This window comes from Escherichia albertii NBRC 107761 = DSM 17582 (genome assembly GCF_000759775.1).
In the GTDB taxonomy this organism is placed as follows: domain Bacteria; phylum Pseudomonadota; class Gammaproteobacteria; order Enterobacterales; family Enterobacteriaceae; genus Escherichia; species Escherichia albertii.
The window spans coordinates 11,316-31,271 of record NZ_BBMY01000047.1; the positions used below are offsets into that span (position 1 = coordinate 11,316).

General features: G+C 48.5%; 16 protein-coding genes and 2 pseudogenes. 13 read left to right on the top strand and 5 right to left on the bottom strand.

What is annotated here, in order from left to right:
- The first annotated feature begins 312 nt into the window (after positions 1-312).
- The 3 genes from btsT (at position 313) to yjiA (ending at position 3,753) form a co-directional block, all read left to right on the top strand.
- Positions 313-2,463, top strand: a complete 2,151-nt coding sequence (gene btsT, locus EA14781_RS10420) for a pyruvate/proton symporter BtsT (protein ID WP_024164651.1) — start codon at positions 313-315, stop codon at positions 2,461-2,463.
- 119 nt (positions 2,464-2,582) lie between these two features.
- Positions 2,583-2,786, top strand: coding sequence for a YbdD/YjiX family protein (locus EA14781_RS10425; protein WP_000467859.1), 204 nt, complete (start codon positions 2,583-2,585; stop codon positions 2,784-2,786).
- A 10-nt stretch (positions 2,787-2,796) separates the two neighbouring features.
- Positions 2,797-3,753, top strand: a complete 957-nt coding sequence (gene yjiA, locus EA14781_RS10430; protein ID WP_002430330.1) for a GTPase — start codon at positions 2,797-2,799, stop codon at positions 3,751-3,753.
- A gap of 33 nt (positions 3,754-3,786) precedes the next feature.
- Here the strand turns inward: yjiA and EA14781_RS10435 are convergent, their stop codons facing one another.
- The gene (locus EA14781_RS10435) at positions 3,787-4,089 is read right to left on the bottom strand and encodes a BrnA antitoxin family protein (protein WP_000063163.1); all 303 of its coding nucleotides are present in this window, start codon (positions 4,087-4,089) and stop codon (positions 3,787-3,789) included.
- Positions 4,076-4,363, bottom strand: a complete 288-nt coding sequence (locus tag EA14781_RS10440) for a BrnT family toxin (protein ID WP_024164652.1) — start codon at positions 4,361-4,363, stop codon at positions 4,076-4,078. Before EA14781_RS10440 ends, EA14781_RS10435 begins: the two co-directional genes overlap by 14 nt.
- Before the next feature lie 196 nt (positions 4,364-4,559).
- On the opposite strand from EA14781_RS10440, the gene EA14781_RS10445 reads away from it, so the two are divergent.
- From EA14781_RS10445 to symE, 5 genes are all read left to right on the top strand, one after another.
- On the top strand, positions 4,560-5,726 hold the full coding sequence (locus tag EA14781_RS10445) for a restriction endonuclease (protein WP_000800832.1): 1,167 nt from the start codon (positions 4,560-4,562) through the stop codon (positions 5,724-5,726).
- A gap of 63 nt (positions 5,727-5,789) precedes the next feature.
- A complete protein-coding gene (locus tag EA14781_RS10450) occupies positions 5,790-7,409 on the top strand; it encodes a type I restriction-modification system subunit M (RefSeq protein ID WP_001029738.1) in 1,620 nt (539 codons plus the stop codon).
- The gene (locus EA14781_RS10455; RefSeq protein ID WP_000527982.1) at positions 7,399-8,769 is read left to right on the top strand and encodes a restriction endonuclease subunit S; all 1,371 of its coding nucleotides are present in this window, start codon (positions 7,399-7,401) and stop codon (positions 8,767-8,769) included. Before EA14781_RS10450 ends, EA14781_RS10455 begins: the two co-directional genes overlap by 11 nt.
- Positions 8,770-8,863: 94 nt before the next feature.
- On the top strand, positions 8,864-12,127 hold the full coding sequence (locus tag EA14781_RS10460) for a type I restriction endonuclease subunit R (protein WP_000058879.1): 3,264 nt from the start codon (positions 8,864-8,866) through the stop codon (positions 12,125-12,127).
- Positions 12,128-12,341: 214 nt separating this feature from the next.
- Positions 12,342-12,683 (top strand): endoribonuclease SymE, encoded by a 342-nt coding sequence (gene symE, locus EA14781_RS10465; protein ID WP_000185067.1) that lies wholly within the window; start codon positions 12,342-12,344, stop codon positions 12,681-12,683.
- Between the two features lie 46 nt (positions 12,684-12,729).
- Here symE and EA14781_RS25690 read toward each other — a convergent pair whose 3' ends face one another.
- Complete coding sequence (locus EA14781_RS25690) at positions 12,730-13,896, bottom strand: GmrSD restriction endonuclease domain-containing protein (protein ID WP_077776600.1); 1,167 nt, start codon at positions 13,894-13,896, stop codon at positions 12,730-12,732.
- 276 nt (positions 13,897-14,172) lie between these two features.
- Positions 14,173-14,826: pseudogene (locus tag EA14781_RS25695) on the bottom strand (DUF262 domain-containing protein); the annotation flags it as partial.
- Between the two features lie 224 nt (positions 14,827-15,050).
- Between EA14781_RS25695 and EA14781_RS24290 the strand changes: the two are divergent.
- Positions 15,051-15,224 (top strand): annotated as a pseudogene (locus tag EA14781_RS24290) (aminotransferase-like domain-containing protein); the annotation flags it as partial.
- Positions 15,225-15,377: 153 nt separating this feature from the next.
- Here the strand turns inward: EA14781_RS24290 and EA14781_RS10480 are convergent.
- Positions 15,378-16,322, bottom strand: coding sequence for an Rpn family recombination-promoting nuclease/putative transposase (locus tag EA14781_RS10480; protein ID WP_000181207.1), 945 nt, complete (start codon positions 16,320-16,322; stop codon positions 15,378-15,380).
- A gap of 186 nt (positions 16,323-16,508) precedes the next feature.
- Here EA14781_RS10480 and EA14781_RS10485 point away from each other — a divergent pair, with 186 nt between their 5' ends.
- The 4 genes from EA14781_RS10485 to EA14781_RS24825 form a co-directional block, all read left to right on the top strand.
- Positions 16,509-17,789, top strand: a complete 1,281-nt coding sequence (locus tag EA14781_RS10485; RefSeq protein ID WP_001037403.1) for a DUF445 domain-containing protein — start codon at positions 16,509-16,511, stop codon at positions 17,787-17,789.
- 119 nt (positions 17,790-17,908) lie between these two features.
- Positions 17,909-19,060 carry a double-cubane-cluster-containing anaerobic reductase gene (locus tag EA14781_RS10490; protein WP_000060705.1) on the top strand — a complete coding sequence of 384 codons (1,152 nt, stop codon included), beginning with the start codon at positions 17,909-17,911 and terminating at the stop codon, positions 19,058-19,060.
- 9 nt (positions 19,061-19,069) lie between these two features.
- Complete coding sequence (gene yjiL, locus EA14781_RS10495) at positions 19,070-19,837, top strand: putative 2-hydroxyacyl-CoA dehydratase activator YjiL (protein ID WP_001270706.1); 768 nt, start codon at positions 19,070-19,072, stop codon at positions 19,835-19,837.
- A partial coding sequence (locus EA14781_RS24825; protein WP_042335605.1) for a putative Se/S carrier-like protein occupies positions 19,834-19,956 on the top strand: 123 nt, incomplete at its 3' end. The genes yjiL and EA14781_RS24825, both read left to right, overlap by 4 nt.

Genomic DNA, 19,956 nt, shown 5'->3' on the forward strand with positions numbered 1-19,956 from the left:
CTCTTTGCCGCTCATCTGCAAAACTGACCGCTTACTTCTCTATATAACCACTCAGTTATTTACCTTACTTTACGCGCGCATAACTCTGGCAACATCACTTCAGGATAGCGGTCAATTTACCTCCTCAAACGCAACGCAAACCTAGAACGGCTTCGGCCTATGATTAACAAACTACTCTATGGATTTTGGTTTGCAGGAAGGCAGCAAGTGAGTGAATCCCCGGGAGCTTACAACAGTAAGTGACAGGGGTGAACGAACGCAGCTGCCGCACCTGTAAGCCAAAAGACGACGAGTAAAATGCCAGGTTTTACTATGGATACTAAAAAGATATTCAAGCACATACCCTGGGTGATTCTTGGAATCATCGGTGCATTCTGCCTCGCGGTAGTTGCATTACGTCGGGGGGAGCATGTCAGCGCCCTGTGGATTGTGGTCGCCTCTGTGTCGGTGTATCTGGTGGCTTATCGCTACTACAGTCTGTACATCGCCCAGAAGGTGATGAAACTCGACCCCACGCGCTCGACGCCTGCGGTTATTAACAACGACGGTCTGAACTATGTGCCAACCAACCGTTACGTGTTGTTTGGTCACCACTTCGCCGCTATCGCCGGCGCGGGTCCGCTGGTCGGTCCGGTTCTCGCCGCGCAGATGGGCTACCTACCTGGTACGCTGTGGCTGCTGGCGGGGGTCGTGCTGGCCGGTGCGGTACAGGACTTTATGGTGCTGTTTATCTCCTCTCGCCGTAACGGCGCATCTCTCGGTGAGATGATCAAAGAAGAGATGGGGCCAGTACCGGGGACTATCGCGCTGTTTGGCTGTTTCTTAATCATGATCATCATCCTCGCCGTCCTGGCGCTGATTGTGGTTAAAGCCCTGGCCGAAAGTCCGTGGGGTGTCTTCACCGTTTGCTCAACCGTACCGATTGCGCTGTTTATGGGTATCTACATGCGCTTTATCCGTCCGGGGCGTGTGGGTGAAGTCTCTGTCATTGGTATCGTGCTGCTGGTTGCCTCTATCTACTTCGGTGGCGTGATTGCTCACGATCCGTACTGGGGTCCGGCACTGACCTTTAAAGACACCACCATTACCTTCGCGCTGATTGGCTATGCGTTTATTTCCGCACTGCTGCCGGTGTGGCTGATCCTTGCCCCGCGCGACTATCTGGCAACCTTCCTGAAAATCGGCGTTATCGTCGGTCTGGCGCTGGGTATCGTGGTGCTGAACCCGGAACTGAAAATGCCTGCGATGACCCAGTACATTGACGGTACTGGCCCGCTGTGGAAAGGCGCTCTGTTCCCGTTCCTGTTCATCACCATCGCCTGTGGTGCGGTGTCTGGCTTCCACGCGCTGATCTCTTCCGGTACGACGCCGAAACTGCTGGCTAACGAAACCGACGCGCGTTTCATTGGCTACGGCGCAATGCTGATGGAGTCCTTCGTGGCGATTATGGCGCTGGTTGCTGCGTCCATCATCGAACCGGGTCTTTACTTCGCGATGAACACCCCGCCTGCGGGCCTTGGCATCACCATGCCTAACCTGCATGAAATGGGTGGCGAGAACGCGCCGATCATCATGGCGCAGCTGAAAGACGTTACCGCACACGCGGCAGCGACCGTCAGCTCCTGGGGCTTCGTGATTTCGCCAGAGCAGATCCTGCAAACCGCAAAAGACATTGGTGAGCCTTCTGTCCTGAACCGTGCAGGTGGTGCGCCGACGCTGGCGGTAGGTATCGCGCACGTGTTCCACAAAGTGCTGCCGATGGCTGACATGGGCTTCTGGTATCACTTCGGTATTCTGTTCGAAGCCCTGTTCATTCTGACCGCGCTGGATGCCGGTACCCGCTCTGGCCGCTTTATGCTGCAAGACCTGCTGGGTAACTTCGTGCCGTTCCTGAAAAAAACCGACTCTCTGGTTGCCGGTATCATCGGTACTGCGGGCTGTGTCGGTCTGTGGGGCTATCTGCTGTATCAGGGCGTGGTTGACCCGCTGGGCGGCGTTAAGAGCCTGTGGCCGCTGTTCGGTATCTCCAATCAGATGCTGGCAGCCGTGGCGCTGGTACTGGGCACCGTTGTGCTGATTAAGATGAAGCGCACCCAATACATCTGGGTAACTGTCGTTCCGGCTGTATGGCTGCTTATCTGCACCACCTGGGCGCTGGGCCTGAAACTGTTCAGCAGCAACCCGCAGATGGAAGGCTTCTTCTACATGGCAAGCCAGTACAAAGAGAAGATTGCTAACGGTACTGACCTGACGGCGCAACAGATTGCCAACATGAACCACATCGTTGTGAACAACTACACCAACGCGGGCCTGAGTATTCTGTTCCTGATTGTGGTGTACAGCATCATCTTCTACGGTTTCAAAACCTGGCTTGCGGTGCGTAACAGCGACAAACGTACTGACAAAGAAACTCCGTACGTTCCAATCCCGGAAGGCGGCGTGAAGATCTCTTCGCACCACTAATCGGTTGCCTTATCCGGCTTACAAAATGTCTATCGTAGGCCGGATAAAGCGTTTACGCCGCATCCGGCAAATCCCCGGCCCGGAGACCTTCCGGGCTTTACGCATATCTGGAAGGCAAAATGTTTGGTAACTTAGGACAGGCAAAAAAATATCTCGGCCAGGCGGCGAAGATGTTGATTGGCATTCCAGACTACGACAACTACGTCGAGCATATGAAGACCAACCATCCCGACAAGCCGTACATGAGCTATGAAGAATTCTTCCGCGAGCGCCAGAACGCGCGCTACGGCGGCGATGGTAAAGGCGGTATGCGCTGTTGTTAATGGAGAGAGCATGAACCCGATTGCAGTTACCCTACTCACCGGTTTTTTAGGCGCGGGCAAAACCACCCTGCTGCGCCATATTCTTAACGAACAGCACGGCTACAAGATTGCCGTAATTGAAAACGAATTTGGCGAAGTCTCCGTTGACGATCAATTAATTGGCGACCGCGCCACGCAAATCAAAACGCTGACCAACGGCTGCATCTGCTGTTCGCGTTCCAACGAGCTGGAGGACGCGCTACTCGACCTGCTGGATAATCTCGACAAGGGCAATATTCAGTTCGATCGTCTGGTGATCGAATGTACGGGCATGGCCGATCCCGGCCCGATTATTCAGACCTTTTTCTCCCATGAGATTTTATGCCAGCGTTACCTGCTGGACGGCGTGATTGCGCTGGTCGATGCAGTACATGCCGATGAGCAGATGAACCAGTTCACCATCGCCCAGTCACAAGTGGGCTACGCCGATCGTATTCTGCTGACTAAAACCGACGTCGCAGGCGAAGCAGAAAAACTGCGTGAACGCCTGGCGCGCATCAACGCCCGTGCCCCAATCTACACCGTTACCCACGGCGACATCGATCTGGGCCTGCTGTTCAACACCAACGGTTTTATGCTGGAAGAGAACGTCGTCAGCGCCAAACCGCGTTTCCACTTTATCGCGGATAAACAAAACGATATTTCGTCGATTGTGGTGGAACTGGATTACCCGGTAGATATCAGCGAAGTTTCCCGCGTGATGGAAAACCTGCTGCTGGAATCGGCGGATAAACTGCTGCGTTACAAAGGGATGCTGTGGATTGACGGCGAACCTAACCGCCTGCTGTTCCAGGGCGTCCAGCGCCTCTACAGCGCCGACTGGGACCGCCCGTGGGGCGATGAAAAACCGCATAGCACGATGGTGTTTATCGGGATTCAGTTACCGGAGGATGAGATTCGGGCAGCGTTTGCGGGGTTGAGGAAGTAAATTGGGATGATGGCCGCCGCGTGGCGGCCTGAATTATTTTTTGTTCTGATCGCGCAACATCGCTTCGCGCAAAATCGCATTCAGGCGAGTCTGATAACCTTTGCCTGGTCGCTTCAGCCATTCCATCACATCAGCATCAATACGCACCGAAGCCTGAGTTTTCAATGGCCGATAAAACTTACCGCGTTCTGCGTTAGACCATTGCTCATCGCTGGAAGGTGGAATATCGCTGTAATCAATATCCTCGTCGGACTTATTCGCCAGCGCCTTCAGTTCGGCCTCACGCTGCACATCGAGTGTAGAGGAAGTCCCTCGTTTATGTTTAACCATGCTCATAGCGACTCCTCTCTTTACGATCTGCTTTTCGTGCACTGATGATTCGAATAATTTCATTTCCGCTTTCGAAACGGATGGTATGCGCAACCAGAATAACCACGATGCCGTGTACCAGGCCGATAGTCTGCCAGCGATACTCACCGTTTTCTATGCGATCTTGCTGTGACAAATGTTGTGGATCATCAAACACTAACACCGCATCTTCAAAGCGGATGCCATGTTTTACCTGATTACTTTTGGCCTTGTTTGCATCCCATTCAAACTCCATTGGCATAGTTGCCATCCCTAATTGTATATACAAAAATGTATGTACAATTATTCTGCAATTATAGCGTTGATGTTGGAAATAGCATCACGTTTCGAATAATCAACCATGAAATTGACAATGAGTGAGTTGGACTTGATTCATCCAATAGAATTTCTCGCCTGACATGGCACACTAAACACCTCGCTGTCGTTAAGGGATTACCGTGAAAAACTACAAAGTCATTACCCCGCTTTTTCCTACCTATGCGCAAGTTAAGGCTATGATGAAAGCCGTCTCAGGCTATTCCTTGAAAGCGGTACGCAATATGATTACCGCCATTCGCGATCAAACCGGTACGCCGCAAAAACCCGTTGACTGGTCAGAACCCGATCTGTGGATCAGCGAACGCTTAACGGGTGAAGATGCCGACATCGCCCGTCGTATTTGGGATACCGATAATCACATATTGAACCCGCGCCACAGCTACGGCTGCTACTTATTCCTCAACTATCCCCAGTTTGAGCTGATGGAAAGCACGCCAGATGATACCTGGCAGCCCACCTCGCGTGGGCAAAAATTCCTGCAAAATGACGAAAAAACGCTGCGTTCACTGGACGACCAGGAAGGCATTCTGCAACTGCTTGAACTATTAGCTGGTCGCGAAATGTCACGCCGCGCCGATTTATTGCCGGAATGGCAGGCCTTTTTGCATCAACATTCCAAATTCGCTTCTGACCGGTCAGCCAAAAGTACGCTCTACTCCCGACTCTATAATCTTATCGACCGCGACATGGTTACTCGCGAAGGCATGAGCTATCGCATCACCGATACCGGGCGCACCTGGCTTGGAAAAGCGTTGCCAGCACGAAAAAGCGATCCGCGTAAAGAGCTGCTGGAAGCGGTGAAACGCTACAACGAGCAGCAAAAAGAGCTGCTGCGCGAACAAATCAGCACGATGAACCCGTACAAATTTGAACAACTGGTCGGTCAATTACTGGAAGCAATGGGCTACGAGCAGGTCGAAGTGACCAAAGCCTCTGGCGATAAAGGCGTGGACGTGATTGGTCAGGTACAGGTCGGCATCACCACTATTACCGAAGTGGTGCAGGTCAAAAGAATGCAGAACACCATCACCCGCCCGTATATCGACCAGTTACGCGGGGCGTTGCCTTACCACAAAGCCATTCGCGGTACGCTTATCACCACCGGGAAATTTGCGGCGAAATGTGCAGAAGCGGCGCTCTTTCCGGGGGCAGCGCCCATTACGCTTATCGACGGCGATCGCTTACTGGAATTGTTAATCGAAAATAACGTCGGCATTCGCCGCAGCAATGCAGTGGAATTGCTGGATGTAGATTTGCAGTTGTTTGATGAGCTGGAGATGGATTAAAGGGCGAAATCCGCCGCCTCTACCATTACAATAGCGACCCAATTTATCTGAACAGAGTTCATCATGGCCAAAGCACCAACTAAAAAAGCCAAAGCAAAGAAAGGCTTTGAAGAAATATTATGGGATACCGCAAACCAACTTCGCGGTAGCGTTGAGTCCTCCGAATACAAGCACGTGGTGTTAAGCCTCGTGTTCCTGAAATTCATCAGCGATAAGTTTGAAGCACGCCGCAAAAAAATGATTGCCGATGGACAAGCAGACTTCCTTGAGATGGAAGTGTTCTACCAGCAGGACAACATTTTCTACCTGCCGGAAGAGGCGCGCTGGTCGTTTATCAAACAAAATGCCAAACAGGACGATATTGCGGTCCGTATTGACACCGCCCTCTCGACCATTGAGAAACGTAACCCAACACTGAAAGGTGCGCTGCCAGACAACTACTTCAGCCGTCAGAATCTGGAAACAAAAAAACTGGCGTCACTGATTGATACCATCGACAACATCGAAACGCTGGCACACGAAACTGACGTTGAAACATTATCGAAAGAAGACCTGGTCGGACGCGTTTACGAATACTTCCTCGGTAAGTTTGCCGCAACTGAAGGCAAAGGCGGTGGTGAGTTCTACACGCCCAAATGTGTGGTCACGCTGTTAACTGAAATGCTCGAACCCTTTCAGGGCAAAATTTATGACCCGTGCTGCGGTTCGGCGGGGATGTTCGTGCAGTCGGTGAAGTTTGTCGAGAGCCATCAGGGTAAAAGCCGTGATATCGCGCTGTATGGTCAGGAACTGACAGCCACAACGTATAAACTGGCAAAAATGAACCTCGCTATTCGCGGTCTTTCAGCTAACCTCGGCGAACGCCCGGCAGACACCTTCTTTAGCGACCAGCACCCGGACCTGAAAGCCGACTACATTCTAGCGAACCCGCCCTTCAACCTGAAAGACTGGCGTAATGAAGCCGAATTAACCAAAGACCCACGTTTTGCTGGGTATCGTATGCCGCCAACCGGTAACGCCAACTACGGCTGGATTTTGCATATGCTCTCCAAACTGTCGGCTAACGGCACAGCAGGTTTTGTGCTGGCAAACGGTTCGATGAGTTCTAACACCAGCGGTGAGGGCGAGATCCGTGCGCAGATGATCGAAAATGATCTGATTGACTGCATGATCGCTCTGCCAGGTCAGTTGTTTTACACCACGCAGATCCCGGTGTGTTTATGGTTTATGACCAAATCGAAGGCTGCCGACCCGACCAAAGGTTATCGTAATCGTCAGGGCGAGACGCTGTTTATTGATGCGCGTAACCTCGGCACCATGATTAGCCGCACAACTAAAGAGCTAACGACGGAAGATATTGCCACAATCGCCGATACCTACCATGCCTGGCGCAGTACACCGGAAGAGCTGGCTGCACGGATTGCGCGTGGTGACAGCAAGCTGGAAAAATATGAAGACCAGGCAGGCTTCTGCAAAGTTGCGACCCTGCAAGATATTAAAGATAACGACTACGTTCTGACACCGGGCCGCTATGTGGGTACAGCCGAGCAGGAAGAAGATGGCGTGGCATTTGAGACAAAAATGCGCGAATTGTCGAAGACGTTGTTTGAGCAGATGAAGCAGGCAGAAGAATTGGATCGTGCGATTCGCCAGAATCTGGAGGGGTTAGGTTATGGGGAATAATTATATAGAAATGCGCCTTGAAGATTGTATGGACGCTATTATTGATTACAGGGGTAAAACCCCAAAAAAAGTTGATAACGGTATCCCCTTGATCACGGCAAAAATAATTAAAAATGGTAGAATTCAAGAAGTAAATGAATTTATTGCTATTAATGATTATGATGACTGGATGGTTCGTGGGTTACCTTTGGAAGGTGATGTAGTGCTAACTACAGAGGCTCCACTTGGTGAAGTCGCACAATTAGATTCACGTAAGGTAGCTTTGGCTCAACGAGTTATTACTCTAAGGGGTAAAAAAGGAATTCTAGAAAATGATTACCTTTTATATCTATTGCAATCTTCTTTTGTCCAAAACCAGCTTGACGGAAGAGCCTCCGGAAGCACTGTTACAGGTATTAAACAGTCTGAACTTCGAGAAATAATACTAAGACTACCTCCAGTCTCTTTACAAAAATCAATTTCTCATCAATTAAAGTGTCTTGATAAAAAAATTGATTTAAATAATAAAATTAATAAAACTCTGGAACAAATGTCCCAAACCCTTTTCAAATCCTGGTTTGTGGATTTTGATCCGGTGATTGATAACGCTCTGGATGCGGGAAATCCAATCCCGGAAGCCCTGCAAACTCGCGCCGAATTGCGTCAAAAAGTACGTAATAGTGCAGATTTCAAACCGCTTCCGGCGGAAATCCGCTCGCTTTTCCCAAATAAATTTGAAGAAACGGAGTTGGGTTGGGTGCCAAAATATTGGTTTGTTACTGAATTAGGAAAACTAATTACGGTTAAAAGAGGTGGCTCACCACGACCTATACACGATTTTTTATGTAACAAAGGCTTACCTTGGGTAAAGATTAGCGATGCAACCGCATCTAATTCAAGATTTATAAATTTAACAAAGGATTTTATTAAAACTGAAGGTTTAAACAAAACTGTCTTACTAAAAAAAGGAAGTTTAATTCTTTCTAACAGCGCAACCCCCGGCTTACCTAAATTTCTTGATATTGATGCATGCATCCATGATGGTTGGCTACATTTCCCTAAGAAAAAAAGGTTGACTGATATTTATTTATATAATTTATTCTTGGAAATCAAGGAGAAATTAATTTCTCAAGGCAATGGTAGCGTATTTACGAATCTTAAAACTGATATTTTGAAAGATTATAAAATTGCGGTTCCTGGACACGATATAATTTCATACTTTGATAAAATAAGCCGCGAGTTACATAATAAAATACACAGTGTAACTGAAAATATAAATACTTTAGTCGCCCTCCGCGACACCCTACTCCCGAAACTCATCTCCGGCGAGCTATCCCTGGAAGATCTTCCGGATCTCAACACCGATACAGAAGCTGCATAACGCATTTTGCCCCTGTAAAATCAGGGGCTTTCTGGTAAGGTTTTCTACTGATACGGGAATGCTTACCAGAAATTAGCCAGGGTTGGAGCGCGATATGAGTCTCTCTTTCAGTGAAGCAAAATTAGAACAAGCGATCATTGAACTGTTACAAGATCAGGGATATCAACACCTGATCGGCGATAATGTCCCACGTTCAAGTCTCGATCAGGTCATCATCGAAGACGATCTCCGTCATTATTTAGCGGCACGCTACCAGCCTGATGGCATTACTGAAGAAGAGATTCAGCGACTGATCAAACAGTTCACCACACTTCCGGCCTCCGATCTTTATGAAAGCAACAAAACATTTTGTCGCTGGCTGGCAAATGGTTTTCTGTTCAAACGCGACGATCGGCAACAAAAAGATCTCTATATTGAATTGCTCGACACCCGACATCTACCTGCTGCACTGCGCCAGATATTTGACGCCGAAGATGTCCCGTTGCAACAGGCGGCGGAACTCCCGCCCTCCTATATTAACCCACCACTCAATCGGATTAAGATTGTTAACCAACTAAAAATCTCCGGCAAAGATAACCAAACTCGTATTCCTGACGGCATTCTCTATATCAATGGTCTGCCACTGGTCGTCTTTGAATTTAAAAGTGCGGTGCGCGAGCAGGAAGCCAGTATTGGCGATGCCTGGAAGCAGCTATGTAAACGCTATCGCCGGGATATTCCGCAACTGTTTATCTACAACGCGCTCTGCATTATTAGCGATGGCGTAAATAACCGGATGGGCAACCTGTTTGCACCCTATGAATACTTTTACTCATGGCGCAAAGTCACCGGTAATGAAAACCGTGAACAGGACGGAATTCCATCACTGCACTCAATGATTCAGGGGCTGTTTCATCCGGTACGTCTGCTGGATGTGATTAAAAACTTTATCTGCTTCCCGGATAAAGCCAAGCACGAAGTAAAAATTTGCTGCCGTTATCCGCAGTACTATGCCGCCCGCAAACTCTATTACAACATCAAGCAAGCGCGTAAACCTTTCGGTAACGGTAAAGGCGGCACCTACTTTGGCGCAACAGGCTGTGGCAAAAGTTACACCATGCAATTTTTAACGCGTCTTTTGATGAAGAGCGTAGAGTTTGCCAGCCCGACCATTGTTTTGATCACCGACCGCACCGATCTGGACGATCAGCTTTCTGCGCAAATGTGCAACGCCAAAAATTACATTGGCGACGACACCATCGTTCCCGTTACCAGCCGTGAAGATCTGCGTAATCAACTGGCGGGACGCAATAGTGGCGGTGTATTCCTGACAACGATCCATAAATTCACCGAAGACACCGAACTCCTTTCTGAACGCAACAATATCATTTGCATCTCGGACGAAGCACATCGCAGCCAGGTTAACCTCGACCAGAAAGTCATCGTCGATAAAGAAAGCGGAAAAGTGCGCAAAACTTATGGCTTTGCGAAATACCTGCACGATTCACTGCCAAACGCCACCTATGTTGGCTTTACCGGCACACCGATCGACGCGACGCTCGATGTCTTCGGTAAAGTGATCGACAGTTACACAATGACCGAATCCGTTCAGGATGAGATCACTGTACGCATCGTGTACGAAGGTCGTGCGGCTAAAGTGATCCTGGACTCCAGCAAACTGGAAGAAGTCGAAAAGTATTACGAAGAGTGCGCAAACGCAGGCACCAATGAGTGGCAAATCGACGAAAGCAAAAAAGCCACCGCAACCATGAATGCGGTTCTGGGTGATGAAGACCGGTTAAAAGCCCTCGCGGAAGATTTTGCTAAACATTATGAAAAACGCGTAGCCGAAGGTTCCACCGTAAAAGGCAAAGCCATGTTTGTTTGTGCCAGCCGTGAAATTGCCTGGGATTTCTACCGTCAGCTTAAAGCTATTCGCCCTGCCTGGTTTGAAGTGAAGCAAGCCCCCGATGGCGTCGTCCTGACAGAACAGGAGCAAAAAGAGTTACCGCCTTCTGAAATGGTGAAGATGGTCATGACGCGCGGTAAAGATGACGACGAGGCGCTTTATGATTTACTGGGCACAAAAGAATATCGTAAAGAGCTGGATAAGCAGTTCAAAAACGCTAAATCGAATTTCAAAATTGCCATTGTTGTTGATATGTGGCTGACCGGTTTTGATGTTCCTGAACTGGATACCATCTATATTGATAAGCCCTTACAAAAACATAACCTTATCCAGACTATTTCTCGCGTTAACCGTAAACTGGAAGGCAAAAGCAAAGGGTTAGTGGTGGACTACATCGGCATTAAGAGTCAGATGAACCAGGCACTGGCAATGTATTCCAGCATTGATGCCACCAACTTTGAAGATATTCAGCAATCGGTAATAGAAGTTAAAAACCATCTCGATTTGTTGGGGCAAGTCTTTTACGAATTTGACAGTCGGGATTATTTTAGTGGTGAGCCACAAGCGCAATTATCCTGCCTCAACCGCGCGGCGGAATTTGTTCTGCGTACCCAGAAAGTTGAACGTCGTTTTATGGGACTGGTTAAACGCATGAAAGCCGCCTACGACGTCTGCTGCGGCAGCGAAGCATTATCACAGACTGAACGTGACTATATTCACTATTATCTTGCTGTTCGTTCAATTGTTTTCAAGCTGACGAAAGGTGACGCACCGGATGTCACCCAGATGAATGCACGCGTTCGCGAAATGATTGCAGAAGCGTTAAAAGCAGATGGCGTAGAAGAAATTTATTTTCTTGGCGATAAAAAAGCGGAATCTATCGATATTTTTGACGAAGATTATCTGGCGCGAATTAACAAGATCAAACTTCCGGCAACGAAGATCCAATTATTACAAAAATTACTGGAAAAAGCGATCAGCGACTTCAAGAAAGTGAACCAGTTACAAGGGATTAACTTCACCCGCCGCTTCCAGGCGATTATAGATCGTTATAATGAGCGGCGAGAAGATGATGTACTCAACGGTGAAGAATTCGATACATTCAGTCAGGAAATGACCGATATTATCTATGATATTAAAACCGAAATGGGCACCTGGGCCGATTTAGGTATTGATATTGAAGAAAAAGCCTTTTTCGACATTCTGGCGCATATGCGCGATAAATATCAGTTTACCTATGACGATGAAAAAATGCTGTCACTGGCAAAAGAGATGAAAAGCGTGGTTGACAACACATCGAAATATCCTGACTGGAGTAAACGCGATGATATTAAAGCGAAACTGAAAGTTGAGCTTATTCTGCTTCTACACAAGCATAAGTTCCCGCCAGTAGCGAATGATGATGTTTATATGGGTGTGCTGGCACAGGCAGAGAATTTTAAAGAACATCATATGAGTGTTTTAAATTAATTATGAAGGCCGGATACACTTTGTTATCCGGCCATTCTGAATTAACGTTAATTTCTCTTCCAGATCTTTCCAGTAACGCTTTTATTATTTTCTATTTTTAGCTGGACTTTCTCTGTATTTACTGATGATATATCCAGGTATTTAGCGCGGTGCGGATGTGCGCCAACACACCCGCACCGCTCGTCACAACCACTATTTACCGAGAATAGCAATCATGACTAATTCACATTCTATTGCACATTCCAACAAATCAGAAGTCTCCCCGGCAAATAACCATCATTTAACCGTCGGTTATGCGAGCCGCTACCCGGATCACAAACATATCACCGCCATCACCATGAAGGGGCAGTGGCTGGCGGACGCGGGTTTCCCTACCGGTACGCCGGTTAGTGTCAACGTGATCGAAGGCTGCATTGTGCTCACCGCCCAGCAGCCTCAGCCACAAGAGAGCGAACTGATGCAGTCGCTGCGCCAGGTGTGCAAGCTGTCGGCGCGTAAACAAAAGCAGGTGCAGGAGTTTATTGGGGTGATTGCCGGTAAACAGAAAATTGCCTGATACATTGACCCGGTAGCACCAGTGCTACCGGGTATTATTCGCCGCGTTATATCAACGCGCTCTCCATCTGTTTTTCAAATGCCTGACGAATTAATCCCATAATATAAGGAAGTTGTGCGAGGTCGCTGAAACCAATTTCCACATCACCATTGCCCCAGCGCCCAACATTTGTCACATCTTTGGCAATAGCTTTCGGATCGACCAGTTCATGAAACTGCATATTAAGCGACAATCGCAGTCGGCTTTTTTGCGGCACAACATCAACAAAATTCGTTTCAGCTTTAAACGCAATATAGAGCTTCAATACTTCCTGCGTGATCCCTGCGTCCAGGCGCATAACTTCATCGCGAAGATGATCGAATAACACCCGGCTATGCGAACCATCAGCAAGGAAAGGAAAATCATTCTGGCTGTAACTGGTTTTGTTCTCCGGCTGCCTCCGATAAACAGCTAATACCTCTTCAGGAAGAGCAGGCGCTTGCCAAACCTGAACCGCAAGCTCCGCCAGACGATCGGCACGGGCATGAATAGCGGCTTCATCCCATTTTTCACATTGTCCCAGCCCAACATTCAGATATAACGGACTATGTTTAAACCCCTCTTTCATGTCGCGCTTTTCAGCGAACGGCCTGTCGCTATAGCGGGAGTTGTACCCCGTTAAGGTCAGATTCCCCAACGTATGCAATAGTTCTTTATGAATACGTTGCCAGTCACTTCCCAGCTCCTCGCGCCATTTAGCCGACAGGTTTTCGTTCTGTGGCATGATGTGTTCAATCGTAAACTCATCGTCCACGCGTTCCTTGCGCTTATCGTTCTCCAGTCGTCGTAACCAGTAGTTGCGACTGCGGAAATTATAGAGATCGCGAATTTTTAATTCTCGTTTAAACTCATCATCGTTGGGGAAACGACGATATGAAGGCAGATTCAGAAAATGTACCTGAATGCTTTCCAGATATTTTTCTTTATTAATGACCTTATAAAAAGTGGCAAACGTCTTGTTTAAAGAATTTGTCGGAATCGCACATACTGCGCGGCGGAAAACATAAGATTCAATTAAACGAATTATGCTCAGGAAATTTTCGTGAGACAATTTTTTATTTTTATAGTCATGATAAAGCACCAGTAAAAATGGATATGCCACATCAACTTTTAACTCGCGCAAATCCTGAAAAGACGTGGCAAGCAGTTTGTCACTTTCTTTGCCCAATGCCATTGCACAGTAATACTCCGCGTAGATGTGTATATCTTCAACCAGTCGATCCACACCTTTTTCGGCAACACTCTGGCTGCGGGCATGCAGTTTAAATGCTTCATAGACTTCATCTGTCCGCGGGATCTCCCCCGTTTTTACCGTCAGATAATGACGCATAAAACTGTCAAAATATTCGCTGTAACCTTGCTGACCAAAAGCGACTTCCATTGGACGCCAGTGATCTTCATACAACCGGGTTTGATGCTCTGGTTCGAGACCCATCAGAATAAAATTGCGCACCAGATCGGCCTGACTTAACGCCTTACCGGTGGAGTTCATACTTTCAAAAATCAGTTGTGGATTATCCTGACCACGATTAAGCGCCACATCGACAATTAATAACTTTGCTAACCCACGACATAAGGGGATCAAGTCATCACCGAGTTTGGCAATTTGCTCATCAAAGAAAGTAAAATTTTCCATTATTCGATGGGAATAGTTTTCTGGCATTGGTCTTTGTTTTATTAACGCCAGCAAACTGTCTTTATCAGTCTCGGTCAGCAGTAATTTAAATCCTTTCTCGCCGGACTCATAAGGATTGAGTAAATAATAATTACGCAATTTCACTGCCGAAAAGCCATCAAACACTTCTTCTTCGCCAAGATGGCGCGATAAAGCCTCAATCAGCAACATTGCGGTCGTCAGCCGCTGCTGACCATCAATGACCAGTAGCGGAGAAATACCAGAAACCTGATATAACCCCTGCTCAATATAAACAACTGAGCCGATAAAATGTGCAGATATATCGTCACGCTTTCCGGCACGAATGATGTCGTCCCAAAGTTGCCGACATTGTTGTTCTGTCCATGAATAAGTTCGTTGATAAATGGGAATAACAAACTGCTGTGAACATTTTAAAAAATCGAGTAAACGGGCTTCTGTTGCTTTCATTCTGACGTCTTTCCGTGAAGCTATGATTTAGCAATAATAACTACTTATCTGACGAGTTGATATATAAATCCCATAATTATGTGAAGAACGGCCTTCATTACGCCATATTCTTCCTGCGTAACCCAATATTCTCTAATCATTCATCTCTCACCAGCAGTAACACGTACCGGGTCTGCATTTGCTGCCACCAGCAGCTTTAATATACCGTCTGCGAAAATGGCGCTTTTACCTGCTGGACACGGGAGTATTTTCCCTGCGTAATTTGTATTACGCGCCCGAAAGACAGATTTTTGCTGTGGATAGAATTGCCTGAACAGGTCGATATGGTCTGCGTAGCGCGGCAGCTGTACCGCATGAAAATCCAGGTGGCAGCAGGCTCGATTTTCTCGGCTTCCGGCATGGCTTAGGCAAAGTGTGCTTTGTTCATGCTGAATGCCATGTGAACGCCTTACCAGGTCTACAAAATCTTTAAAGTTCAATATATTTAATGGGTTATGTAGTTCTGATAAACGTAGCGCATCAGGCAGCTTTGCGTTTGTCTCAGCCTCTGATTAGTACTCGATCCATGGATCGCGCTTGCTTTCAGGCAAGGGCTGCTCTAATGCCTGCATTTGCTCTGCCGAAAGTCCGGTAATCTTTTGTATCCATTCAGGATCTGCCCCATTCTGCAACAACAATCGGAGGAGGCGCTGTTCCCCTTCTTCTTTCCCTTTCTCCCTCCCCAACAGCCATCCATCATTATGAATTCGCTCTGCAATCGTCATTATTCGCTCCCTGTGTTGTGGCATTCGACGGGTAAGTTCGCTGATAAACTTCTTAAAACGCGCTTCATCGCCAGTCAGTAAAATGTAATTTAACAGCGCTGTTATCTGGCTGTCATTAGCACACTCTGTAACCAGTAATACTACCAGTTGATCGATAAGCCCCATCAGATCGCGCTGGCGAATATGTTTTTGGATCAACTCCAGTAAGGCAACTCTGCGATGCTGCACAATCTCGTCGTCTGGCACCATGGTGATATCCACCAACGGGAACGCATCTGTATAAAGCTTCCGTGCGATAAGTGGGTCGGCAAATTCGTCCAGCCAGCACAGGGACCAGGGATAAGGACTACGGCTACCGTGATAAAACAGCATCGGGATGACCAGCGGTAGCGGCTGGCGTTTATCATGCTCGATATGGCGCTGCATCACCGCCATGGAATATCGCATCAGGCGAAACGCCATATGGATATCCTCGCGGCTCTGATGTTCAATCACCACATAGATATATCCCTCTCCTTCGCGGGTCTTTACCGACCACAGAATATCGGAATGTAGCGCCCGCAGATTTTCATCGACAAAGCTGGCGGATTCCAGTTTTAAGGTGTCGAGATCGCACAGTTCACGTAAGCCTTTTGGTAAATGAATCTCCATAAAATCCCGCGCAGTATCAGGGTGCGTGAGAAAGGTTTTAAATAATGCGTCATGCGGCGTGCTGGTCGTGAAGTTTGTCATGGCGATCCATCGCTTGTTGAAAAAGATGGCCTGACTTTAGCGACTAACAAAACCATTCTCACCCGGCAATTTCCCATTCCCCGAGGCGCTTTCCAGGCTATTTTTATTCTTCCGCAAGCGATACATTTTTATGGAAGATATCTCGATTTTTACGCGCCCCCGGTACCAGGCTCTATTCTTAATGTTATGAATAAACTCATTGAACTTCGACGCGCCAAAATGTTGGCACTCTCTTTGCTGCTTATCGCCGCTGCTACCTTTGTCGTTACGCTGTTTTTACCGCCTAATTTTTGGGTGAGCGGTGTGAAGGCGATTGCTGAAGCGGCGATGGTGGGCGCGCTGGCGGACTGGTTTGCGGTGGTGGCGCTGTTTCGCCGCGTGCCGATACCGATTATTTCTCGCCATACAGCAATTATTCCGCGTAATAAAGACAGGATTGGCGAAAATCTCGGCCAGTTCGTGCAGGAAAAATTTCTTGATACCCAATCGCTGGTGGCATTGATTCGGCGCCATGAACCGGCGTGGTTGATCGGCAACTGGTTCAGCCAGCCGGAGAACGCCCGCCGTGTCGGCCAGCATCTGTTGCAGATCATGAGCGGTTTTATCGAACTGACCGATGACGCGCGTATTCAACGGCTGCTTAAGCGCGCGGTGCATAAGGCGATCGATAAAGTGGATCTTTCCGGCACCAGTGCATTGATGCTGGAGAGCATGACCAAAAACAATCGTCATCAGGTGCTTCTGGACACATTGATCACACAACTGATCGCCCTGCTCCAGCGCGATAAATCACGCAAGTTTATTGCTCAGCAAATTGTCCACTGGCTGGAGAGCGAACATCCGCTAAAAGCTAAAATTTTGCCTACGGAATGGCTGGGCGAACACAGTGCAGAGTGGGTTTCCGACGCGGTTAATTCGTTGCTTGATGATATCAGCCGCGATCGCACACATCAGATCCGCCATACGTTTGATCGCGCCACTTTTGCGCTGATCGACAAACTGAAAAACGATCCTGAAATGGCAGCGCGGGCCGATGCCGTGAAGAACTATCTGAAAAAAGATGAGGCCTTTAACCGCTATCTCGGTGAATTGTGGGGAGATTTGCGGGAATGGCTAAAAACGGATATCAACGCCGAAAATTCTCACGTGAAGGAACGCATCGCGCAGGCGGGGCAATGGTTTGGCGAAACGTTAATTGCCGATGATGCCTTGCGGGCGTCGTTAAATGGTCACCTGGAACAGGCTGCGCACCGCGTCGCGCCGGAGTTTGCGGCATTTCTGACTCGCCACATCAGCGATACGGTGAAAAGCTGGGGTGCGCGCGATATGTCGCGGCAAATCGAGTTAAACATCGGCAAAGATTTACAGTTTATCCGCGTCAACGGCACGCTGGTCGGTGGCTGTATTGGGCTGATTTTATATTTATTGTCGCAAATTCCGTCCTTATTACCCTTTAGCAATTTTTAGGAATCCACGAAAAATGAGCTAAATGGCTAACCGCGAGAGAGATCAAATAAACCACACTAAAAACATGGTAATACTGTGACCTCTTTTCATTGTCTCCCGTGGAACGGGGAAGGAAAATCATGTCACTTGTCACCGATCTACCCGCCATTTTCGATCAGTTCTCCGAAGCTCGCCAAAAAGGCTTTCTCACTGTCATGGATCTCAAGGAGCGCGGCATTCCGCTGGTTGGCACCTATTGTACGTTTATGCCGCAAGAGATCCCTATGGCTGCCGGGGCGGTTGTAGTCTCGCTCTGTTCAACCTCCGATGAAACCATCGAAGAAGCGGAGAAAGATCTGCCGCGCAACCTTTGTCCGCTAATCAAAAGCAGCTACGGTTTCGGCAAAACGGATAAATGTCCCTACTTCTACTTTTCTGATCTGGTGGTCGGCGAAACCACCTGCGACGGCAAAAAGAAAATGTACGAATATATGGCAGAGTTTAAGCCCGTTCATGTAATGCAACTGCCGAACAGCGTGCAGGACGATGCCTCTCGCGCATTGTGGAAAGCGGAAATGCTGCGCTTGCAGAAAGCCGTTGAAGAACGTTTCGGGAAAGCAATCACAGAAGACACATTACGCGATGCCATTGCGTTAAAAAACCGTGAACGCCGCACACTGACCAATTTCTATCATCTGGGGCAGCTAAATCCTCCGGCACTTAGCGGTAGCGACATTCTGAAAGTGGTTTATGGCGCAACGTTCCGGTTCGATAAAGACGCGTTGATCAATGAGCTGGACATGATGACTGCTCGCGTTCGTCAGCAGTGGGAAGATGGCCAGCGACTGGACCCGCGTCCACGAATTTTAATTACCGGTTGCCCAATTGGCGGCGCGGCAGAGAAAGTCGTGCGCGCAATTGAAGAGAACGGCGGCTGGGTAGTCGGTTATGAAAACTGCACCGGGGCGAAAGCCACCGAACAGTGCGTGGCGGAAACGGGCGATGTGTATGACGCTCTTGCTGATAAATATCTGGCTATTGGCTGTTCCTGTGTTTCGCCGAACGATCAGCGCCTGAAAATGCTCAGTCAGATGGTGGAGGAATATCAGGTCGATGGCGTGGTGGATGTAATTTTGCAGGCCTGTCATACCTATGCGGTGGAATCACTGGCGATTAAACGCCACGTGCGCCAACAGCACAGCATTCCTTATATCGCCATTGAAACGGACTACTCTACTTCGGATATCGGGCAACTCAGCACCCGCGTCGCGGCCTTTATTGAGATGTTGTAAGGAATAGCTGTGAGATATTCGATAGGCATTGATTCCGGCTCTACCGCCACTAAAGGGATCTTACTGGCAGACGGCGTGATCACGCGCCGTTTTCTCGTTCCAACGCCATTTCGTCCGGCAACAGCAATTACTGAAGCCAGGGAAACTCTGCGCGAAGGGTTAGAGGCAACGCCGTTTTTAACGCTCACCGGCTACGGGCGGCAACTGGTAGATTTTGCCGATAAGCAGGTAACAGAAATTTCCTGTCACGGACTCGGCGCACGGTTTCTTGCGCCAGCAACGCGTGCGGTAATCGACATCGGCGGTCAGGACAGCAAAGTGATTCAGCTCGATAGCGACGGCAACCTGTGCGACTTCCTGATGAATGACAAATGCGCAGCAGGCACCGGGCGTTTTCTGGAAGTCATTTCCCGCACTCTGGGCGCCAGCGTCGAGGAACTCGACAATATCACCGAAAATGTGCAGCCACACGCCATCAGCAGCATGTGTACCGTGTTTGCCGAATCGGAAGTGATCAGCCTGCGTTCTGCGGGTGTACCAGCGGAAACGATTCTCGCCGGGGTAATTAACGCGATGGCGCGACGCAGCGCCAATTTCATTGGCCGTCTCTCCTGTAAAGCGCCGATTCTGTTTACAGGCGGCGTCAGTCATTGCCGGGCATTTACCCGTATGCTGGAAACGCATCTGAAAATGCCAGTATATACGCATCCAGATGCACAATTTGCAGGCGCTATCGGCGCGGCGTTAATGGGTCAACGACAAGGAAAACGCCTGTGACGGAATTCTTATTTTTATTTCACTCAACGGTTGGCGTCGTGCAAACCCGCAAGGCCCTGCAGGCTGCGGGTATGATCTTTCGCGTCGCCGATATTCCCCGTGATTTACGTGGTGGCTGT

What these genes read in the sequence shown, in the direction of transcription:
- EA14781_RS10455 (WP_000527982.1), top strand. Translation starts at nt 7,399, where the DNA reads ATGGGGAATAATTATATAGAAATGCGCCTTGAAGATTGTATGGACGCT.
- btsT (WP_024164651.1), top strand. Translation starts at nt 313, where the DNA reads ATGGATACTAAAAAGATATTCAAGCACATACCCTGGGTGATTCTTGGA.
- EA14781_RS10490 (WP_000060705.1), top strand. Translation starts at nt 17,909, where the DNA reads ATGTCACTTGTCACCGATCTACCCGCCATTTTCGATCAGTTCTCCGAA.
- EA14781_RS25690 (WP_077776600.1), bottom strand. Translation starts at nt 13,896, where the DNA reads ATGGCATTGGGCAAAGAAAGTGACAAACTGCTTGCCACGTCTTTTCAG.
- yjiA (WP_002430330.1), top strand. Translation starts at nt 2,797, where the DNA reads ATGAACCCGATTGCAGTTACCCTACTCACCGGTTTTTTAGGCGCGGGC.
- EA14781_RS10435 (WP_000063163.1), bottom strand. Translation starts at nt 4,089, where the DNA reads ATGAGCATGGTTAAACATAAACGAGGGACTTCCTCTACACTCGATGTG.
- EA14781_RS10480 (WP_000181207.1), bottom strand. Translation starts at nt 16,322, where the DNA reads ATGACAAACTTCACGACCAGCACGCCGCATGACGCATTATTTAAAACC.
- EA14781_RS10440 (WP_024164652.1), bottom strand. Translation starts at nt 4,363, where the DNA reads ATGCCAATGGAGTTTGAATGGGATGCAAACAAGGCCAAAAGTAATCAG.
- EA14781_RS10450 (WP_001029738.1), top strand. Translation starts at nt 5,790, where the DNA reads ATGGCCAAAGCACCAACTAAAAAAGCCAAAGCAAAGAAAGGCTTTGAA.
- EA14781_RS10485 (WP_001037403.1), top strand. Translation starts at nt 16,509, where the DNA reads ATGAATAAACTCATTGAACTTCGACGCGCCAAAATGTTGGCACTCTCT.
- symE (WP_000185067.1), top strand. Translation starts at nt 12,342, where the DNA reads ATGACTAATTCACATTCTATTGCACATTCCAACAAATCAGAAGTCTCC.
- EA14781_RS10460 (WP_000058879.1), top strand. Translation starts at nt 8,864, where the DNA reads ATGAGTCTCTCTTTCAGTGAAGCAAAATTAGAACAAGCGATCATTGAA.
- EA14781_RS10425 (WP_000467859.1), top strand. Translation starts at nt 2,583, where the DNA reads ATGTTTGGTAACTTAGGACAGGCAAAAAAATATCTCGGCCAGGCGGCG.